Source organism: Streptococcus sp. cx1 (assembly GCF_052384325.1).
In the GTDB taxonomy this organism is placed as follows: Bacteria; Bacillota; Bacilli; order Lactobacillales; family Streptococcaceae; genus Streptococcus; species Streptococcus salivarius_G.
The window spans coordinates 54,248-73,490 of the sequence record NZ_JBQSUN010000001.1; the positions used below are offsets into that span (position 1 = coordinate 54,248).

18 protein-coding genes are annotated in these 19,243 nt (G+C 40.0%); 15 read left to right on the forward strand and 3 right to left on the reverse strand.

Annotated elements, in window-relative coordinates; all coding sequences use genetic code 11:
- Positions 1 to 67: 67 nt before the first annotated feature.
- From ACT170_RS00290 to metG, 14 genes are all read left to right on the forward strand, one after another.
- Positions 68 to 691: a GNAT family N-acetyltransferase gene (locus tag ACT170_RS00290; protein WP_444817877.1), complete on the forward strand. Its 624-nt coding sequence runs from the start codon at positions 68 to 70 to the stop codon at positions 689 to 691.
- Positions 692 to 839: 148 nt separating this feature from the next.
- Positions 840 to 1,463: a GTP pyrophosphokinase gene (locus ACT170_RS00295; protein WP_129852145.1), complete on the forward strand. Its 624-nt coding sequence runs from the start codon at positions 840 to 842 to the stop codon at positions 1,461 to 1,463.
- 1 nt (position 1,464) lies between these two features.
- Positions 1,465 to 2,142, forward strand: coding sequence for a response regulator transcription factor (locus tag ACT170_RS00300; RefSeq protein WP_129852144.1), 678 nt, complete (start codon positions 1,465 to 1,467; stop codon positions 2,140 to 2,142).
- 13 nt (positions 2,143 to 2,155) lie between these two features.
- Complete coding sequence (locus tag ACT170_RS00305) at positions 2,156 to 3,379, forward strand: sensor histidine kinase (protein ID WP_129852143.1); 1,224 nt, start codon at positions 2,156 to 2,158, stop codon at positions 3,377 to 3,379.
- A 236-nt stretch (positions 3,380 to 3,615) separates the two neighbouring features.
- A complete protein-coding gene (gene pyrH, locus ACT170_RS00310; RefSeq protein WP_002885551.1) occupies positions 3,616 to 4,353 on the forward strand; it encodes a UMP kinase in 738 nt (245 codons plus the stop codon).
- A gap of 14 nt (positions 4,354 to 4,367) precedes the next feature.
- Complete coding sequence (gene frr, locus ACT170_RS00315) at positions 4,368 to 4,925, forward strand: ribosome recycling factor (protein ID WP_002885567.1); 558 nt, start codon at positions 4,368 to 4,370, stop codon at positions 4,923 to 4,925.
- An 89-nt stretch (positions 4,926 to 5,014) separates the two neighbouring features.
- The gene (gene cvfB / locus ACT170_RS00320) at positions 5,015 to 5,872 is read left to right on the forward strand and encodes an RNA-binding virulence regulatory protein CvfB (protein WP_410536499.1); all 858 of its coding nucleotides are present in this window, start codon (positions 5,015 to 5,017) and stop codon (positions 5,870 to 5,872) included.
- 8 nt (positions 5,873 to 5,880) lie between these two features.
- Positions 5,881 to 6,096 carry a YozE family protein gene (locus tag ACT170_RS00325; RefSeq protein WP_002885591.1) on the forward strand — a complete coding sequence of 72 codons (216 nt, stop codon included), beginning with the start codon at positions 5,881 to 5,883 and terminating at the stop codon, positions 6,094 to 6,096.
- Positions 6,097 to 6,335: 239 nt separating this feature from the next.
- Positions 6,336 to 7,601: a LysM peptidoglycan-binding domain-containing protein gene (locus tag ACT170_RS00330; protein ID WP_444817878.1), complete on the forward strand. Its 1,266-nt coding sequence runs from the start codon at positions 6,336 to 6,338 to the stop codon at positions 7,599 to 7,601.
- Between the two features lie 79 nt (positions 7,602 to 7,680).
- Positions 7,681 to 8,745, forward strand: coding sequence for a PhoH family protein (locus ACT170_RS00335; RefSeq protein WP_444817879.1), 1,065 nt, complete (start codon positions 7,681 to 7,683; stop codon positions 8,743 to 8,745).
- Between the two features lie 124 nt (positions 8,746 to 8,869).
- Positions 8,870 to 9,568, forward strand: coding sequence for a hypothetical protein (locus ACT170_RS00340; protein ID WP_038675404.1), 699 nt, complete (start codon positions 8,870 to 8,872; stop codon positions 9,566 to 9,568).
- Positions 9,569 to 9,720: 152 nt separating this feature from the next.
- Positions 9,721 to 10,809 (forward strand): hypothetical protein, encoded by a 1,089-nt coding sequence (locus ACT170_RS00345; RefSeq protein WP_038675405.1) that lies wholly within the window; start codon positions 9,721 to 9,723, stop codon positions 10,807 to 10,809.
- A gap of 130 nt (positions 10,810 to 10,939) precedes the next feature.
- Complete coding sequence (locus tag ACT170_RS00350) at positions 10,940 to 11,818, forward strand: hypothetical protein (protein ID WP_037612004.1); 879 nt, start codon at positions 10,940 to 10,942, stop codon at positions 11,816 to 11,818.
- 109 nt (positions 11,819 to 11,927) lie between these two features.
- Complete coding sequence (metG, locus tag ACT170_RS00355) at positions 11,928 to 13,931, forward strand: methionine--tRNA ligase (protein WP_444817880.1); 2,004 nt, start codon at positions 11,928 to 11,930, stop codon at positions 13,929 to 13,931.
- Between the two features lie 203 nt (positions 13,932 to 14,134).
- Here metG and ACT170_RS00360 read toward each other — a convergent pair whose 3' ends face one another.
- The 3 genes from ACT170_RS00360 to ACT170_RS00370 all read right to left on the reverse strand — a co-directional run bounded on the left by ACT170_RS00360 (position 14,135) and on the right by ACT170_RS00370 (position 16,863).
- Positions 14,135 to 14,980, reverse strand: coding sequence for an aldo/keto reductase (locus ACT170_RS00360; protein ID WP_444817881.1), 846 nt, complete (start codon positions 14,978 to 14,980; stop codon positions 14,135 to 14,137).
- 10 nt (positions 14,981 to 14,990) lie between these two features.
- Entirely contained in the window at positions 14,991 to 15,887 is an 897-nt protein-coding gene (locus tag ACT170_RS00365; RefSeq protein ID WP_002885507.1) for a LysR family transcriptional regulator, read from the reverse strand.
- 235 nt (positions 15,888 to 16,122) lie between these two features.
- Positions 16,123 to 16,863, reverse strand: a complete 741-nt coding sequence (locus ACT170_RS00370; protein WP_288586390.1) for a CPBP family intramembrane glutamic endopeptidase — start codon at positions 16,861 to 16,863, stop codon at positions 16,123 to 16,125.
- Between the two features lie 410 nt (positions 16,864 to 17,273).
- On the opposite strand from ACT170_RS00370, the gene ACT170_RS00375 reads away from it, so the two are divergent.
- Positions 17,274 to 19,211 (forward strand): GbpC/Spa domain-containing protein, encoded by a 1,938-nt coding sequence (locus ACT170_RS00375; protein WP_288586388.1) that lies wholly within the window; start codon positions 17,274 to 17,276, stop codon positions 19,209 to 19,211.
- Positions 19,212 to 19,243: the final 32 nt, after the last annotated feature.

Here is a 19,243-nt window from a genome sequence, read left to right on the forward strand (position 1 = left end):
GAACGTATGACTGTCAGTCATACGTTTTGTGTTATACTGAAAAAAACAGACAGATTAGGAGATTATGATGCGATATCGCAAAGCAAGACTAGACGAAGTTCAGGAAGTTGCACAAGTATGTGCAGATGCCTTTGAAGATTACCCCTATCTTTCAATGATTGCCAGTAATTTAAAGAAGCCTGAACAGTATAAGGAATTTGTCTTAGCCTTGCAGGAAATATTGGTGCGTTTGGCGATTAAACGGGACTCATGTTTGGTGGCTGAAAAGGACGGTCGCATTGTTGCGGCAGCTATTTTACAGCATCAGACGATTTCTATGCTTAATTATCTTCAAAATGGGGCGACCAAGCTTTTCCGTTTTATAAGCATCACTAAGTTGTTCAAGTATTTTAACTTTGTTGAAGAGTCTGAAAGACATCTGGAAGATTCTGCAGAATACGACTGGTACTTGATGATGTTGGCGGTGACTCCAGATTATCAAAGAAAAGGGATAGGGAGTCGTTTCTTGCTTGAAGGGGTTGAACCTTTTGTGCGTAGTACAGGAGGTCACAGTCTTGGTTTGATTACCAATCGCGATTACAATGTACCTTTCTATGAGAAAAATGGCTACAAGCAATGTGGTTATAAGGTCTTGACTTATGAAACACACAAACTAGGTAACTGGCCTTTTGTCAAATCGCTTGATGAATAGTCGAGTGCTAATGAAACTTAGATAACTAAAAAAAATCCGGCTTCGGCTGGATTTTTTTCATAGTCTCAACGCCTATCCTACCAGGCTCATTCCTTAATTTTAAGTCTATCTATGCTATAATTAGGAAACGCTATTAGAGGAGGTTTATATGTCAACTCCAAGTATTTATGGGGAATATGCTCAGTATCTCCCCAAGATTTTACAAGAAATAACAGACCCGATTATTGCGGCTAATATAACTAGCAAAAAAGAAACAGGCTTTAAACTCTATGAACATTTTATTTCACGAATCAAAGAGAGCGATTCTATGCGTGAAAAGTGTCGTAGGAAAAATTTGCCTGAAACCAGCCAATCTGCTCTCAAGGAAATTCGTGATAGTATAGGGATTCGAATTGTTTGTGGCTTTGTCGATGATATTTACAAGACTATCGATGTCATTAAGGCTATTCCTGGCATTTCAGTCTATAATGAGAAGGACTATATTTTAAATGCCAAGCCAAACGGCTATCGTTCTTACCACCTCATTTTGGAAGTAGAAACCGAGTTTCCAGATGTCTTAGGAAATGATAAGGGAACCTATTTTGTTGAGGTTCAACTTCGGACCATTGCTCAGGATTCATGGGCCAGTTTGGAGCATCAGATGAAGTATAAACATGACATCAAAAATCCAGAAATGATTACCCGTGAGCTTAAGCGCTGTGCGGATGAATTAGCCTCATGTGATTTGACCATGCAGACCATCCGTAACTTAATTCAAGAAGGAGGGGACTAGAATGACTTTGAAAATTCTGTTAGCTGAGGATGAGGAAGCCCTGTCTCGAGTTTATAAGGCAGCCCTAGAACATCAAGGCTATGAGGTGGATCAAGCATTCAATGGGCAAGAGGCAGTAGATCTAGCTGCACAGAATGCCTATCAAGTGATGATCATGGATATTATGATGCCCATTAAAACAGGTATTGATGCCCTGAAAGAGATTCGCTCCTCTGGGGACAGGACGCATGTCATTATGTTGACAGCTATGGCTGAAATTGATGATCGTGTGACCGGGCTTGATGCTGGGGCAGACGATTACTTGACCAAGCCAATCTCCCTTAAAGAACTTTTGGCTCGTCTGCGCTCATTAGAACGTCGTGTGAGTGAGAGCTTCACTGCCAAAATTTTGACTCTTGGTTCTGTTCGTTTGGACCAAGAAGAGCAGGAGTTGGTAGCTGGGAACGCCATTCGACTTTCAAGCAGAGAGACCAAGTTAATGGCCCACTTCATGCTCAATCCTGCCAAGAAATTAACGACTGAGCACCTTTTCAAGACTATCTGGGAGGATGAGGAAGATGTGGACGAGTCTATTGTCTGGGTCTATATTTCCTATCTGCGTCAGAAATTGCAAGCCATCCAGGCTGACATCAGCATTCTTGGTGAAAAAGGAGGCGACTTTTGCCTTCTCACCAATTAGAGAGGAGTAGCTCATGTTTAGACGTTTACGACTTCAATTTATTACGATTGCTTCCTTGGCTATCCTCTTTATCTTGGTCTCTACTGTGGGAATCATCAATACTGTGAGGTCCTTTCAGACGGAGCAGGAAATTAGTAAGGTTCTCAACACACTTACAGAAAATAATGGTAGTTTCGGAAAAACGAAAAAAATTGAGACCAATCAAGGGCGTGAAATTCCATCAGATAGTTTTCGTTTTTTCAGCGTGACCTTGTCTGGTGATAAAGTGGTCAGTCAGGACACCAGTCATACTTCCTTGATAAATGATGAAGAGGCCGCTACTTATGCCCGTGCAGCTAGCCGAATGACGAGTACTCTTGGAACCATTAGAGAAAAAAATATTAATCTCAGTTATCAGGTTAGTAAAGTTAGCAAAAATAAGATCCTTGTGGTCTTTCTGGACACGACCTCTTATTATAATTCTTCCCAAGCCTTGTTAAGTCTTTCTATCCTTTTATCAATGTTTGGCTTTATCTTTTTTGTCATCATTGTCAGTGCCTTATCAGGAATTGTCATTCGTCCCTTCATTCGAAACTACGAAAAGCAGCGACGTTTTATTACCAATGCAGGTCATGAATTAAAGACACCATTGGCTATTATTTCTGCCAATACGGAGCTACAAGAACTCATGACTGGAGAGAACGAATGGACCAAGTCGACGAACGACCAGGTGGCACGTTTGACTACTCTAATCAATTCTCTGGTAGCTCTATCCCGTCTGGAGGAGCAGCCGGACATTGTTCTTCAAGATGTGGATTTTTCCTATATTACGGAGGATGCTGCAGAGGACTTTAAGGGGCCTGTTATCCGAGACGGTAAATCGTTTGTCATGGATATTACTCCAGGGATTCATGTTAAGGCAGAGGAGAAGTCTCTCTTTGAACTTGTGACCTTGCTTGTGGATAATGCTAACAAGTATTGTGATCCAGAAGGGACGGTTACTGTAAGGCTTTGTCAGATTGGTAGGACGCGAAAACGGGCTCGTCTAGAAGTGTCTAATACTTATAAAGAAGGCAAGTCTGTTGACTATAGTAAGTTTTTCGAACGTTTTTACCGTACAGAAGAATCCCATAATAATAAAGAACATAAGGGATTTGGTATTGGTCTGTCTATGGCACAAAGTATGGTCAAATTATTTAAGGGACGTCTCTTTGCTTCCTACAAAAATGATACCATTACTTTTACAGTCATCTTGTAAAGATATTTTTTAAATATTTGACTAGGTTAAAACCCTAATTTATGATAAAATAGTAAGGATGAAGATTTAGTATTTTCTTTGCAAAAAAGAAACCATTTTCCTATCCTAATCATAAAAAGGAGATGCTCGAATGAGACCCCTTAACCACCTTAAAAGGCTGGTAATGTACGACTTAGGAAAGATAAATCTCAGCTAAGAATCAAATCATAAAACAAAATAGTTAATAGGGAGAAATCATGGCAGAACCAAAATACAAACGTGTCCTCATTAAACTTTCAGGTGAAGCTTTGGCTGGTGAACGAGGTGTTGGGATTGATCTTCCAACTGTCCAAGCTATGGCTAAGGAAATTGCTGAGGTAGCGGATTCAGGTATTCAAATTGCTCTAGTTATCGGTGGTGGTAACCTTTGGCGTGGGGAACCTGCAGCTGAAGCAGGAATGGATCGTGTTCAAGCAGACTATACTGGTATGCTTGGAACAACTATGAATGCTCTTGTTATGGCAGATAGTTTGAAACAACTCGGTGTTGATACACGTGTTCAGACAGCGATTGATATGAAATCTGTGGCAGAGCCTTATATTCGTGGTCGTGCCCTTCGTCACCTTGAAAAAGGTCGTATTGTTATCTTTGCAGCAGGTATTGGTTCACCGTACTTCTCAACAGATACAACAGCGGCTCTTCGTGCAGCTGAAATTGAAGCTGATGCTATTCTTATGGCTAAAAACGGCGTTGATGGTGTCTACAATGACGACCCTCGTAAAAACGCTGATGCTGTCAAATTTGATGAATTGACACACGTGGAAGTTATCAAACGTGGTTTGAAAATTATGGATGCCACAGCTTCTACCCTTTCAATGGATAATGACATTGACCTTGTTGTCTTCAACATGAACGAACCAGGAAACATCAAACGTGTTATCTTTGGTGAGCAAATTGGGACAACTGTATCTAACAAAGCAGAATCACACAAGTAAGAAAGAGAGAATTTATGACAAACGCAATTATTGAAAAAGCAAAAGAACGTTTCGCCCACTCACACGAGTCATTGGCCCGTGAATTTGGCTCTATCCGTGCAGGTCGTGCCAATGCTTCACTTCTTGACCGCATCACTGTAGAATACTATGGTGCTCCAACACCACTTAACCAATTGGCTTCAATAACGGTTCCTGAAGCACGTGTCCTTTTGATTTCACCATTTGATAAAGGTTCAATTGCTGATATCGAACGTGCGATTAATGAATCAGATCTTGGTATTAACCCAGCAAACGATGGTTCTGTTGTACGCTTGGTTATCCCAGCACTTACAGAAGAAACACGTAAAGAGTTGGCTAAAGAAGTGAAAAAAGTCGGCGAAAATGCTAAAATCGCTATCCGTAACATCCGTCGTGATGCTATGGATGAAGCTAAGAAGCAAGAAAAAGACAAAGAAATCACAGAAGATCAATTGAAAGCTTTGGAAAAAGATATCCAAAAAGCAACTGATGACGCTGTTAAGAAGATTGACAGCATGACAGCAGAAAAGGAAAAAGAACTCCTTACTGTTTAATCAATAGAAAAATAAGGAGAGTGGGACAGAAGCAAAAGAGCATGGACTATGTTAGCTTCCTTGTCCGACTCTCTTTTTAGAGGAAAAAGATGAATACATTACTTGGAACGATCATTACTGCCCTAGTAACTGATGAAAATGATAAATTTTACTTTGTACAAAAGGACGGTGTGACTTTTGCTTTATCTAAAGAAGAAGGAGAACGCGCTATTGGTGACATGGTGACAGGTTTCGCCTATACAGATAGCAAGCAAAAATCACGTCTGACTCAAAAGGAAATCAAGGCAACTCGCGATTCTTATGATTGGGGAGAGGTTACTGAAGTTCGTAAGGATTTGGGTGTCTTTGTAGACGTAGGAATTCCAGATAAGGAGATTGTTGTCTCTCTCGATGTTTTGCCAGAACTCAAGGAGCTTTGGCCTAAGAAGGGGGATAAACTCTACATCAAACTCGATGTTGACAAAAAAGACCGTATTTGGGGACTTCCTGCCGAACCTGAGGTCTTTCAACGTATGGCTGGACCTGCTTACGATAATATGCAAAACCAAAAATGGCCAGCTATTGCCTACCGTCTCAAATTGTCAGGAACTTTTGTTTATTTGCCAGAGAATAACATGCTTGGTTTCATCCATCCATCAGAACGTTATGCGGAGCCACGTTTAGGTCAGGTCCTTGAAGCGCGTGTGATTGGGTTCAGAGAAGTTGACCGGACCCTCAATCTTTCTCTTAAACCACGTTCTTTTGAAATGCTCGAAAATGATGCTCAGATGATTTTGACCTATTTAGAGAGCAATGGCGGCTTTATGACGCTTAATGACAAGTCATCACCAGCAGATATCAAGGCAACCTTCGGTATTTCTAAGGGTCAATTTAAGAAGGCTCTAGGTGGTCTGATGAAGGCCAAAAAAATCAAACAAGATCAGTTTGGAACAGAATTAATCGGTTAGGAGAAGGCATGAGAAAATCCTTTTATACTTGGCTGATGGCCCAGCGTAATCCCAAATCCAATGAACCAGTAGCAATCTTGGCTGATTTGGCTTTTGAAGATTCAACCTTCCCGAAGCATACCGATGACTTTGAAGAAGTCAGTCGTTACTTGGAAGATCAAGCTAGCTTTTCCTTTAATCTAGGGCAGTTTGACCAGATTTGGGAAGATTACCTAGCCCATTAATAGTGACTAAGCTTACGATAAGCATAATGACTTTTAGCATTTTCTTTAAAAAGTAATTACCATTTGAATTGGGATGAATTGTTACATTTTTTTACAAATATCTCAGATGTTTTTCAATAAATTAGGCTTGTTACAACTAGTTAGTAATTGCTTTAAAGAGCAGTAAATCATAACTTTTTTGATGAAAAGTGTGGTATTATTGTAGATATTGAAATTGTTAAAAAAGGAATGAATTATACATGTTATCAAAATCTAAAACTACAAAGGCACTTCTTTACTCGACCGCAGCACTTTCACTTTTTGCTGCAAGTCACGTACATGCCGATGAAACTTCAAACTGGGCAGTACGTTCAGTAGATCAAATCAAAGCAGATATCGCTGTAAGTGATAACCAACAAACTTATACAGTTCAATACGGTGATACTTTGGGAAGTATCGCTGAAGCTATGGGTATCGATGTGAACGTTTTGGCTAACATCAATCAAATTACAAACATTGATTTGATTTACCCTGGAACAGTCTTGACAGCAACTTACAATGCTGATAATCAAGCAGTCTCTGTTAAAGTTGAAACTCCAGCTTCAGAAACATCAACTACACCTGTAGTTGCAGAAGCTAATTTGACAACTAACGAAGTGACTGTAAATGGTCAATCTGTAGTTGCAGCGGACTTGACAGCTCCAGTTGAAACAGTAAGCACAACAGCTACTCAAGCACCTGCTACAGAAGAATCAACTCAAGCTGTTTCAGAAGTAACAGAAGCTATCGCATCAGCATCAGAAGCACCAGCATATGCAGAAACTGAACAACCAGTTGCTGATGCTATTGATCATGTCACTACGTCAGCAGAAGCTACACCTGAAGCAGAAACTACTCCAACTGCTGAAACACCAGCACAACCTGAAGTAAAAGAAGAAGCTCCAGCAGCAACGTCAGAAGCGTCTTCAGAAGCACCAGCAACTTCAGAGGCACCAGCAGAACAACCAGCTGCAGAACCAGCAGCAACATCAGAAGCTGCCTCAGAAGCACCAGCAGCATCAGAGGCGCCAGCAGAACAGCCAGCGGTAGAACCAGCAGCAACATCAGAAGTAGCTTCAGAGGCACCAGCGGCTTCAGAGGCACCAGCAGCACAACCTGCATCAACAAATACACTTCCAACGGATCCACACCTTCAACCACAAGCTGAAGCTTTCCGTCAAGATGTAGCAGCACAATTCGGTCTTACTGATATCGGTGGTTACCGTGAAGGTGATCCACAAGACCATGGTCAAGGACTTGCCGTTGACGTTATGGTACCAGTTGGTTCAGAAGTTGGTAATCAAGTCGCTCAATATGCAGTAGACAATATCTCAAATGCAGGTATCTCATATGTCATCTACAGACAACAATTCTACGCACCAGTAGATAATATCTACGGACCAGCTAACACTTGGAACCAAATGCCTGACCGTGGTAGCATTACTGAAAACCACTATGACCACGTTCACGTGTCATTTAATGAATAAGTCAGAATAATAAAAAGTCACGCCTGGCGTGATTTTTTTGATATAATGGAGAAAAAGACGAAAGAAAGAGGAACTCTATTTGCAAGAGTATTCTGTTGAAATTACCCTAAATCACCCAGATGATGTCTTGTCACTTTTTGGGACCAATGAGCGCCATCTAAAACTTATCGAGGAAAACCTAAATGTTATTATTCATGCTCGAACAGAGCGTGTGCAGATCCTTGGAGATGACGAGGAAAGTATTGAATTGGCTCGTTTGACCATTCAAGCCCTCCTTGTTTTAGTGGAGCGTGGAATGCTAGTCAACACTTCAGATGTTGTTGCGGCCTTAACCATGGCTCAAGATGGTTCGATTGACAAGTTTGTTGCTTTATATGAAGAAGAGATTATCAAGGACAACAGTGGTAAGCCTATCCGAGTGAAGACTTTAGGACAAAAGGTCTATGTTGATAGCATTAAAAGTCATGATGTGGTCTTTGGAATTGGTCCAGCTGGTACAGGGAAGACCTTTTTAGCGGTTACCCTTGCGGTTACAGCCCTTAAACGTGGTCAAGTTAAACGTATTGTTCTGACACGTCCGGCGGTTGAGGCGGGTGAGAGCCTTGGTTTCTTGCCTGGTGATCTCAAGGAAAAGGTGGATCCTTACCTTCGCCCTGTTTATGATGCCTTATATCAAATTCTTGGTAAGGAGCAAACGACCCGCCTCATGGAACGTGAAATTATTGAGATTGCCCCCCTCGCTTATATGCGTGGTCGTACCCTAGAGGATGCCTTTGTTATCCTTGATGAGGCACAAAATACAACCATCATGCAAATGAAGATGTTCTTGACCCGTCTTGGTTTTAATTCTAAGATGATTGTCAATGGGGACATGAGTCAGATTGACTTGCCACGTCGTGTTAAATCAGGCCTTGTCGATGCTATGGAGAAATTGAAGGGAATTAAGGCTATTGATTTTGTTCACTTCTCTGCTAGCGATGTCGTTCGTCACCCAGTTGTAGCTGATATCATTAATGCTTATGAAAAAGATGCACCTAAGGTTGACTTTGAGGAAAAATCAGAGGAAACAAACAAGGTTGAAGAAGAAGCAGCGTCAGGATTGACTGAATACCCAGTTATTGGTGCTGAGGATCTTAAAAAATAAATAGCTGAAAAGAGGTTTGAGAGTCTGTGTTCTCAACCTCTTTTCCTTTGCAGTCATGTCATCAGCTTTTCCCCTATTTCTGGTAAAATAGAATTGAATCACAGGCCAGTAAGGGGGGAGAGCCATGACTAAAGCAAAAAAATGGAAGATTGCTATCATTGTATTGCTTGGACTTGTTGCGACAGTCTTGATAGCCATAGGAGAGGGAAGATTTTGGAAGTATCAAGAGAACTATATTCCAGACGGCACTTATCAGATGCTAAAATACGAGGCTAAATCGGCATATTCCAATGAATTGATAAATTGGACTGAGCGAGGAGAGAATAATGATAGCTTATATGAGGATTTTATAGTTGTTGAGAATATGAAATCTCAATTTTATTATGTTTTTGTGGGGGATGGGGAACCTTTTGTCTCACCATTTGAGCATGATGAAAAGCTCCCACAGACTTTTGACCCACGTACAGGGACTTTGAAACAGGATCTAACAGTCTCTGAATATGAAGCTCTAGTGATTTCTCATATAGATAAGATTTCTAAAAAGGGAGAGGAGTATTCAAGAGTAAAAGAAGTATCTGTCCAAAGGTGTGTAGACGATTATAAAAAAATGTTGAAGCAAAAAAGAACTTATGAAAAGCGCCCTAATGGTCTCGTTCTGACTGTTTATGCTAATGATGGACATATTGAGTCGCGTAGAACTTTTAAACGATTGAGCTCAGAGGAAGCCAAAGGGGTCAAAAGTGGTTATGATAGGGATTATGAGTATGCCTTGAAGTATTATAATTATTCAAGGCATGATGGGGATTATCTCATCTGGCGTTGAACCACTTACCGACCAAGCAGCTCTTTTCTATCGAGAATCATAACCTAATGATTTATTAAAAAACCTTACAGTCTTTATGATAATTGTCAAATACTATTTCACCATTTATTTTGGTACAATAGAACAGTAGACCAATAAAAAAGGAGATTATTATGAACCAGCAAGAGTGGATTGAGTACTTTGAATTAGTCAACGGTCGCAAACCAACTCCCGCAGAGTTAGCTCAAGCTCAAGCAGCAGGCGAGTTTATCCTTGAACGACCTAACCCTAACGTCTTTGGCTCAAATAGACAGGCGACGGAGCAAAGACCGATTAAGCCAGCTGAACCTGTGATAACGATGACACAGCAGCCTCAGTTTGCCCAAACAACAGCAACCTTCCAACAAGTCGTACCTGCTAAAAAAGGTATGTCTAAGAAAACTAAGATTATTTTGGCATCAGTCTTTGGTTCCTTGGCAGCAATTTTACTTATTGTTGGGGGCTACTCACTATGGCGCTACCAATCAGGTAAGATTGCGGATGGAACATATGAGGTAGTTTCTTTCTCTCGTTATGATGAAGACAAAGATAAAATGGTTGACGGCATAGATGAATACAAGAAGGAGGATTTGGAGTTTCAGTCTTTTGTAGTTGTAAAGAATAATCAATCTAGAACCTACAATTTAGTAGAGAGTGACAATAAATCATATGTTAGTTTGATGGACTATGAGATAGATGTTCCTCAGGTATTTGATCCGTGGAATAGAACAGAGAGTCAAGTTTTAGATGCGGATCAAGTCGAAGATGTCACAAAAGACTTCATGAAAAAGATGAGAAAAGACTATTCGTTTTATACCAAAGAGGAAGCTGACAAAGTCGTTAAAAAAACAACAAGAGAATATAAAGATACCTTGAAGGAAAAACGTACCTATGTCAAGCATGGCGATGAATACACTCTGACTACTTATGATAAAAAAGGGAAGCTTCAGTCACGTATTACTTATAAACGTATGAGTAAGGGAGACGCTGAGGAGCGCTGGGATGACTATAAGGATGCCATCAAAGATTATAAGAAAGATTTGAAGACTTATAGTGATCAATATGATGACTTCAAGGATTACTATGATTATGGTTATGGCTACAATTACGGCTATGGTTATGGTAATGACTATGGCTATGGTAATAGCGATGACTATGGTAGTGGTTCTAAATCAGGCTCTGACGATAGTAAAAGTAGTAAAAAATCTAGTGATAAAATCTAATCACCCAATGATGTAAATGAGTAAAGTGGTACGAGAAGGAGAGCCAAAACTCCATTCTGGTATCGCTTTTCTTTATATGGAAATAATCAAATAGCCTTGGAGTCTTTTTTCTGTTAGAATGGAAGTATCAATGAAAAAGGGGACTTTTATGAACGAAAAAGAGTGGTTAGATTATTTCGAAACAATCAATAATCGTAAGCCGACAGAGGAAGAAATCCAACAAGCAAAAGCTAATGGGGAATTTATTTCTCAAGAGGCTAAGGACGAGGGTATTAATCCACAGCAAGCTCAGTTGAGTGACCAAGTGACACAAGCCGTTTCACAAGTTGCTCCTGCTAAGACAGGCTTGTCTAAGAAAGCTAAAATTATTATTGCTTCTGTAGTGGGGGCGATTGTCCTAGTGGCACTTTCATTTGGTGGCTATGCGTTTATGCACCTGCAAGGCGGTAAAATACCTGAAGGAACCTATCTGCTTGAAACTTATCGCTTTTACCATAAAGATAAGAAGAAAATGGTTGATGGTATGGAATCTTTCAAGAAAAGTGGTCTAGAGGCTCATGATTTTGTTAAAGTCAAAGGTAATAATGTTAAATTTTATTTTTATACCTTAGCTGGCGGGAACAATCTGGTTGACTTTACAGACTATGATACTGACGAAGCATACCATCCAGATGCTTGGTCAGGAACGCTTAAACCAACCATGTCACTATCTGAATATACCAAAGTCATTGACCAAGCGGTAGATAATCAATACAAAATAAGTGAATATCGAACTCAGGCTGATAACGATGAAAGTAAAAAGATTTACGTTAAATCCTACAAAGAATCTCTTGAAGAAACCGTTCGATACAAGGTTAAGGGTGATAGATTGATCGTTACAACTTATAATAAGAAAGGCAAACTTATTGAAGAAAGAAGTTTCAAACGCCTATCAGGGGATGACGTGAAGAAATTAGATTATGACTATGAACGTGATGTTAGAGTTGATAAAAAGCGCTTCCAAAACTAGTAATGTTTAAAACCAGCTAGTCTGGTTTTTTTAGTGTCCAAAACGTGCTATAATAAGATGTTATATCATCAGTGTTAGCCCATTTGTTAACACATGAAAGGAAATTAAAATGACAAAAACATTCTACATCACAACACCTATCTACTACCCATCTGGTAAATTGCATATTGGTTCAGCCTATACAACCATTGCTTGTGACGTCTTGGCACGTTACAAACGTATGATGAACTATGATGTCTTCTACCTTACTGGGCTTGATGAGCACGGCCAAAAGATTCAACAAAAGGCTGAAGAAGCAGGAATCACACCACAAGAGTATGTGGATGGTATGGCTGTTGGTGTTAAGGACCTCTGGCAACTTTTGGATATCTCATACGATAAATTCATCCGTACGACTGATGATTACCATGAAAAAGTTGTTGCTCAAGTTTTCGAGCGCCTCTTGGAACAAGGAGATATCTACCTTGGTGAATACTCTGGTTGGTACTCAGTTTCAGACGAAGAATTCTTCACTGAAAGTCAGTTGGCAGAAGTTTACCGTGATGAAGAAGGCAATGTTATTGGTGGTGTGGCTCCATCAGGACATGAAGTAGAGCTAGTGTCTGAAGAATCATATTTCTTTAAACTCAGCAACTACGCAGACCGTTTGACGGCCTTCTTTAAAGAACACCCAGAATTTATCCAACCTGATGGTCGTATGAATGAAATGCTTAAAAACTTCATCGAGCCAGGCTTGGAAGACTTGGCAGTATCACGTACAACCTTCACTTGGGGGGTTAAAGTCCCATCAGATCCAAAACACGTGGTATATGTGTGGATTGATGCTCTTATCAACTATATTACTGCCCTTGGTTATGGTCAGGATGAGCATGGTAACTTTGATTTGTTCTGGCAAAATGATGAAAACCACGAAATTATCCACATGATTGGTAAGGATATTCTTCGTTTCCACTCAATCTACTGGCCAATCATCCTTATGGCTCTTGATTTGCCATTGCCTACACGTCTTGTTGCCCACGGTTGGTTCGTCATGAAAGACGGTAAGATGTCTAAGTCTAAAGGAAACGTGATCTATCCAGAAATGTTGGTAGAGCATTTTGGTCTTGATCCACTCCGTTACTACCTCATGCGTAGTCTTCCTGTCGGTTCAGATGGTACCTTCACACCAGAAGACTATGTGGCCCGTATCAACTACGAGTTGGCTAATGACCTTGGGAACCTCCTCAACCGTACAGTTGCCATGATTAACAAGTATTTCGGTGGTCAAGTGCCTGCCTATGTTGAGAACGTTACAGACTTTGATGCTGATTTGGCTAAGGTTGTGGCTGAAAATATTGAAGAATTCCACAAACAAATGAATGCTGTAGATTTCCCACGTGCCTTGGACGCCGTTTGGAACATCATTTCACGTACCAATAAGTATATTGATGAAACAGCTCCATGGGTCCTTGCAAAAGAAGATGGTGACAAGGAACAATTGGCAGCTGTTATGGCTCACTTGGCTGCTAGTCTTCGTGTCGTTGCCCACCTCATTCAACCATTCATGATGACCACTTCAAATGCCATCATGGAACAACTTGGCTTGCCAGGAGCGTTTGACCTTGAAAATCTTGAACTTTCAGGCTTCCCAGAGAATGTGACAGTCGTTTCAAAAGGAACACCAATCTTCCCACGTTTGGACATGGACGAAGAAATTGCCTACATCCAATCTCAAATGAACGCAGGCAAACCTCAAGAGAAGGAATGGAACCCAGAAGAGGTTGAACTTAAGTCTGAAAAAGACCAAATTAAATTTGACGACTTTGACAAGGTTGAAATCCGTGTCGCTGAAGTTAAAGAAGTAGAAAAGGTCGAAGGTTCAGACAAATTGCTCCGCTTCCGTCTTGACGCTGGTGACGGTGAAGATCGTCAAATCCTCTCAGGTATCGCTAAATTCTATCCGAACGAACAAGAATTGGTCGGCAAGAAACTTCAAGTCGTGGCTAATCTCAAACCACGTAAGATGATGAAGAAATATGTCAGCCAAGGTATGATTCTTTCCGCAGAACATGACGGCAAACTCACTGTCTTGACAGTAGATCCATCTGTTCCAAACGGAAGTGTGATTGGGTAAAATATCATAAAAAAACAGTTTATCAATTTTTTGAATTGGGAAACTGTTTTTTACTAATCTTCAGTTGTGAGTAAAGCGCTTAAATAGATCTTTGTTGAGTTCTCGGCAGTTTTGCTTCCTTAAAACCGGAAATCATCTACTCTTAAGGAAAGTCTTAAGAGGACTTGTTGTATAAGAAAACGAGTTCAGTCGAACTCGTTTTCTTATACACTATATTTCAATAAATGCTTAATGCGTTCCACACTTTCATCAGGACCATAAGCATTTGGGTATCGGTCTAGTTTACTGATAGCGTCAAGGTCTGCTTGGTCTAGGTGGAAGTCAAAGCTATTAAAGTTTTCCTTCATCCGTTCGATATGGGTACTTTTAGGAATGGTCAAGATGCCTTGTTGGGTTTGCCATCTGAGGATGACCTGGGCAACTGTCTTGCCATGTTTTTCAGCAATAGCAGTTAGAGTTGGGTCCTCAAAAATACCGTCCTCTCCTCTGTGGAAAGGAGCCCAGGCTTGCGTTAGGGTGCCAAATTCCTTATCAGCTTTCTGAATCAGTTTGTGTTGTTTATAGGGATGCAACTCGATTTGATTGACTGCTGGAATTACAGGTGTCTGCAAGGCAAAATCCGCCAAACGCCCTGTTGAGAAGTTAGAAACACCAATGGCTCTAATAAGTTCTTCATGCTTAAGCTCAATCATAGCACGCCAGGCACCATGTAAGTCGCCAAAAGGTTGATGAATCAAATATAAATCAAGATAGTCAGTATCTAGTTTGCGAAGTGTTTCTTTTAGGGCTAATTTGGTATCTTCGTAGCCAAGCTGGCTAATCCAGGCCTTACTAGTCAGGAAAATATCCTCGCGAGGGATACCAGATGCCTTAATAGCACGTCCCACGGCTTCCTCATTTCGATAAAGACTAGCAGTATCAATCAATCGATAGCCTACAGAAAGAGCATCTTCAACGGCTTTTTGACATTCTTTTTGATCGAAAATTTGCCAGACACCAAAACCAAGCACGGGTATTTTGATGCCATTATTAAGTGTTTGAAATTCCATTTTCTTCTCCTTAGTGGTGGGGTAGTAAGCTATCCTGAATTTCCTCGATAAATGCTTGAATAATTGCGGATTGTTTCTGTTTATTATTGGTCACAAAACCCAAGGTGTGCTTTGGACTGTTCTTTAGTGGAAGTAAAACAATTTGGTCCTTAATGAAACTATTAACAATACCGAGACCAGAAGCGTAACTATCTGAGGCACAGAGCAAATTCATGACACTGCCTCGGTCATTACTGTAAATCACTTGTTGGTCAGGCAGAACCTCGAGAGGATCTTCGTCAAAATGGATTCCAGAGCTTTCTTGACGAAAGCGGACCTGTGGGTATCCCTCTAAATCTTTGAGATTGAGGGATTTTTTGTGAGCTAGGGGATGTTGACGACCTAAGAAAATCTTAGTTTCAAACTCTCCGAGTGGGGTGAAAGTCAGATCCATGTGTTGGAAACTGCGTTCAAGGATATGGTCATTGTCTTCATCTAGATAAATAATCCCCAGATCACTTTCGAAGCTTTCAACGCTTTTGAGAATCTTTCTAGTCGTTGTTTCAATCAGTTGAAATTCTTGATAATCACTACGAAAACGTTGGGCAATGTGAGCCATGGGAAGTGATAAGAAATCGTAGTGGTGACTGGCAACAGTGAATGATTTCTTGAATGATTTACGGTAACGTCCTTCTAGGAGATCTAACTCTCCAAGAATACGTTTGGCGTATTTGAGAAAATCATGACCGTCATCAGTTAGTTTAGCTCCTGTATTGGAACGCTCAAAGAGTTGGACACCAAGTTCTTCCTCTAAGTCACGGATGGATGCTGAGAGATTAGGCTGAGTCAAGAAGAGTTTTTTAGCAGCCTTACTAAAAGACCCTGTTTCAGCGATAGTCTGAACATAGCGACATTGTTGAAAATTCATAAGCATCCCCTTTGAAAAAATATGATTGTAGGTCATATTATAACAAAATGAGAAGTCTAAAATCAGCAAAATTCTGATAGGAATAGATGAAGACCTGATATGAAATTTCTATGAATAAATCGTTTTTAATTATGGAAATTGAGATAAGTCGTAAGAAAGCAGTTCTGATAAATGAAAAAACTGCATCCACAGGTTAGACACCAAAAATCTAACTTATGGGATGCAGTTTGAAATATTAATCATTAAGATATCTAATGGCTTTCAATTTTTTAGGACGAATGAGAAAGAGTCCTAGGGCAATTAAAGGTAGCCAGAAAATGAAATGCCAAATACTTGTAGCTGGTGCAGCCTGTGTTGATTGCGAGATAAGGACACTGGCAAAATCAATCAAAAAGTGCAGAATAATAGTCCACCACAGGCTACCAGTACGTAAGTAAATAGCCGCATAGAATATACCTATAGCTGTCGCATAATAAACCTGAAACAGAGTAGCATTCAAGGGTTGATGAGTGAGATTTACAAGATGAGCCAACCCAAAGGATAAGGCAGATAGGAGAACGACACCTAAAACCTGTTTTGAAGATTTAACACCATCTTGGAAGGCGATTTTAAGGAAGAGTCCGCGAGAAACATATTCCTCGAAAAAACCAGCCCCTAAGGCAATAGTCAAGGCAGTTCCTATCATGTGAGGTGCCTTAATGATACCAAAAGCACCCGCAGAAAGATAGAAGAAATCTGCTAAAAGAACCAACCAACATACACTTAAGGTTTCAGACCAACTGATCTTTTTAGTTGATTTTATTTTTAATCCTAGTCGCTTATGGACTAGGAAATAGTAGCCACACCCTAGGCCTAGTGTCTTAATGAGAAAGGCTATCTCCTCTGGCAGTGGCTTAAGAAGCAAACGAAGTACAAGGTTCGCAAAAATAATACTAACCCCAAAAAGGATCAGTGTCCTAGTTTCTTTTTTTGTCATTGAAAAGTCCCCCAACTTTCTTAACATTTTTTTCAAGCATACGACGAAAAACGACTAAAGTCAAGGACTTGAAGGTGTTTTTTATGTATTTTTAGTTATGAAGAGGCCGGTTCTTGATGACCTGCTTCTAATAGAAAGCCTATTCTATCGTTGAAACAGTTTATTATGAGAAATAAATGAACAGTTATAAGAAAGTATTAAGTAAAAACTCTGTAAAATCCTTACGAATTACTCTTTATTGTAAAGAAATGATTAAAATATAACAAAAGTGTGTCAAATTTTAAAAACATGTAGCAAATATATAATATTTTTTTCAGAAAGCTATTGCCAAATTTTGAAAATCACGGTAGTATATTAAACGGTGAAGAAAATAGGTTAATAAAATGTTAACCAAGAAGGAGAAAGTGTAAATGAAAGTCAATCCATTTAAAACAACATTGTATTCAAGCGTATTGCTTGCAGGACTCGCGGCTACAAGCGTAGCAGCTGCGGATGAAGCTAAAGATGTAACAGCAACTACTGATACTGATGCAACCGTATCAAATACGGCTGCAGAATCAAGTGCTAACCTTGTTAAAACAACAGGTGATGCAGCAGTTGTTACTACAGTACCTGGAACAGAAGAAAAAACTACTACTGAAACAGATACTACTGTAAAAACAACAACTAAAGCTATTGCTGAAGTTTCAAATCCTGACTTCGATAACGCTGTTGAAGCTGCAACAACGACTGCAGTAGCATCAAAAGATTCTGCTGATGTTAAAGCTGTCCAAGATCAAGCAGCTAAAGATGCTCAAGAAGCTTCAAATACAGTTGTTTCTGAAAATAAATTGACTCGTGAAGAAGCTGATGCAGCTCTTACATCTGCTAAAGCAAATGTTGTTGCTACAGGGGGATTCATAGCTACAGAAGAAGCAGGTGTTAAACACACTAGCGTTGAAGCTGCTAACAATGACAACAAAGTTCAAACAACAGCTTTGACAACTGCGGTTTCAGAATATAAACAAAAACTTGCAGATTACAAGACACAATTGGATAAATACTACCAAGACGTTCTTGCTTATGCTGCTTGGGAAAAATCATACAAAGAGTACACTGGGGGAACAACAGCTCGTCTCTTGACAAAAGGCTTGGCTGAAAATGCTACTGGCTTGATCTATAAAACAGAATCTGATGCTACTATGACTGTTGAAAACTCAGCAGGTTCTGTTGACTACTTGGATAAAACAATCCAATCAGGTCACTCAGTAGATGAAATCCTTGAACAATTCAACACATCTCGTTACATTCCAAGTGACTTTAGTGCAGCTAACGGTACACAATACACTATCAATGCTGACGGTGAATACACTGAAGATGTATGGTTGAAGATGGCTACAGGTCAAACATTGACTGTAACATACAACAACCTAAACGGAACATCATTCAATGGTACTCCAGTTAAGAAAATCGTTGCAACTTACACTTTGGTAGAAACACCAAGTGCAGATGGTTCAGCCATTGTTAAGTTGTACCACGATCCAACTAAGACACTTTTCATTGGTTCACAAACTGACGACACTAACAAAAAACTTCACGTTAAGATGAACTTGAACTTCTTTGATTCTGAGTCATCAGTGACACCACTTGATTTGTCTAAGAACGGATCAGTTTTGAGTATCTCTTCACTTAACCACTGGAACACTGAGCTTGGAAACCACATTGAAAAAGTTGGTTTGAATGGTAATGAATACGTTCAAATTCCTGGTTCATCTATCACTTTGCATGAAGATGGTTATGCTTATGCAACAAACGATAACGAATTTGTGGCTAACGGTTCACGCTTTAACAGTGACCCAACAGTGGATCCAACAACTGGTGAAGTTACAGATGAAGGTTGGGATGCGATCAACCCAGACGGAACACCTCGTACGAAGAATGCCTACTATGGCGCTGCTGCAACAATCTTCAAGGGTGAACCAATGGACTTCATCGTAAGCGGAAATAACCTTAACGTTCCAACTGCTTACTGGTTCGCAACTAACTCAACAGTAGTTGTTCCTGAATTGCCAGAAGAACCAAACAAACCAGTTCTTCCAAACACTGTTTCAGCAAAAGTTACTTACCACAAAAACTTTGTATCTGTTGAAGAAACAACTGAGAAACCAAAACCTCAAGTACCAACAACTCCAACAGAACCTACACCAGGTAAACCTGTAACACCAACATCAGTACCTGTAAAAGAAGAAGCTCCAGCTCTTCCATCTACTGGTGAAAAATCAACAGTAGCTTCTGCAGCAGCAGGTGCAGCTATGGTGACATCAGCTTTGGCCTTGTTCGGTATTTCAACTTACAAACGTAAACACTAAGATAATACATAAAAAAGCTAGGAAAATTTCCT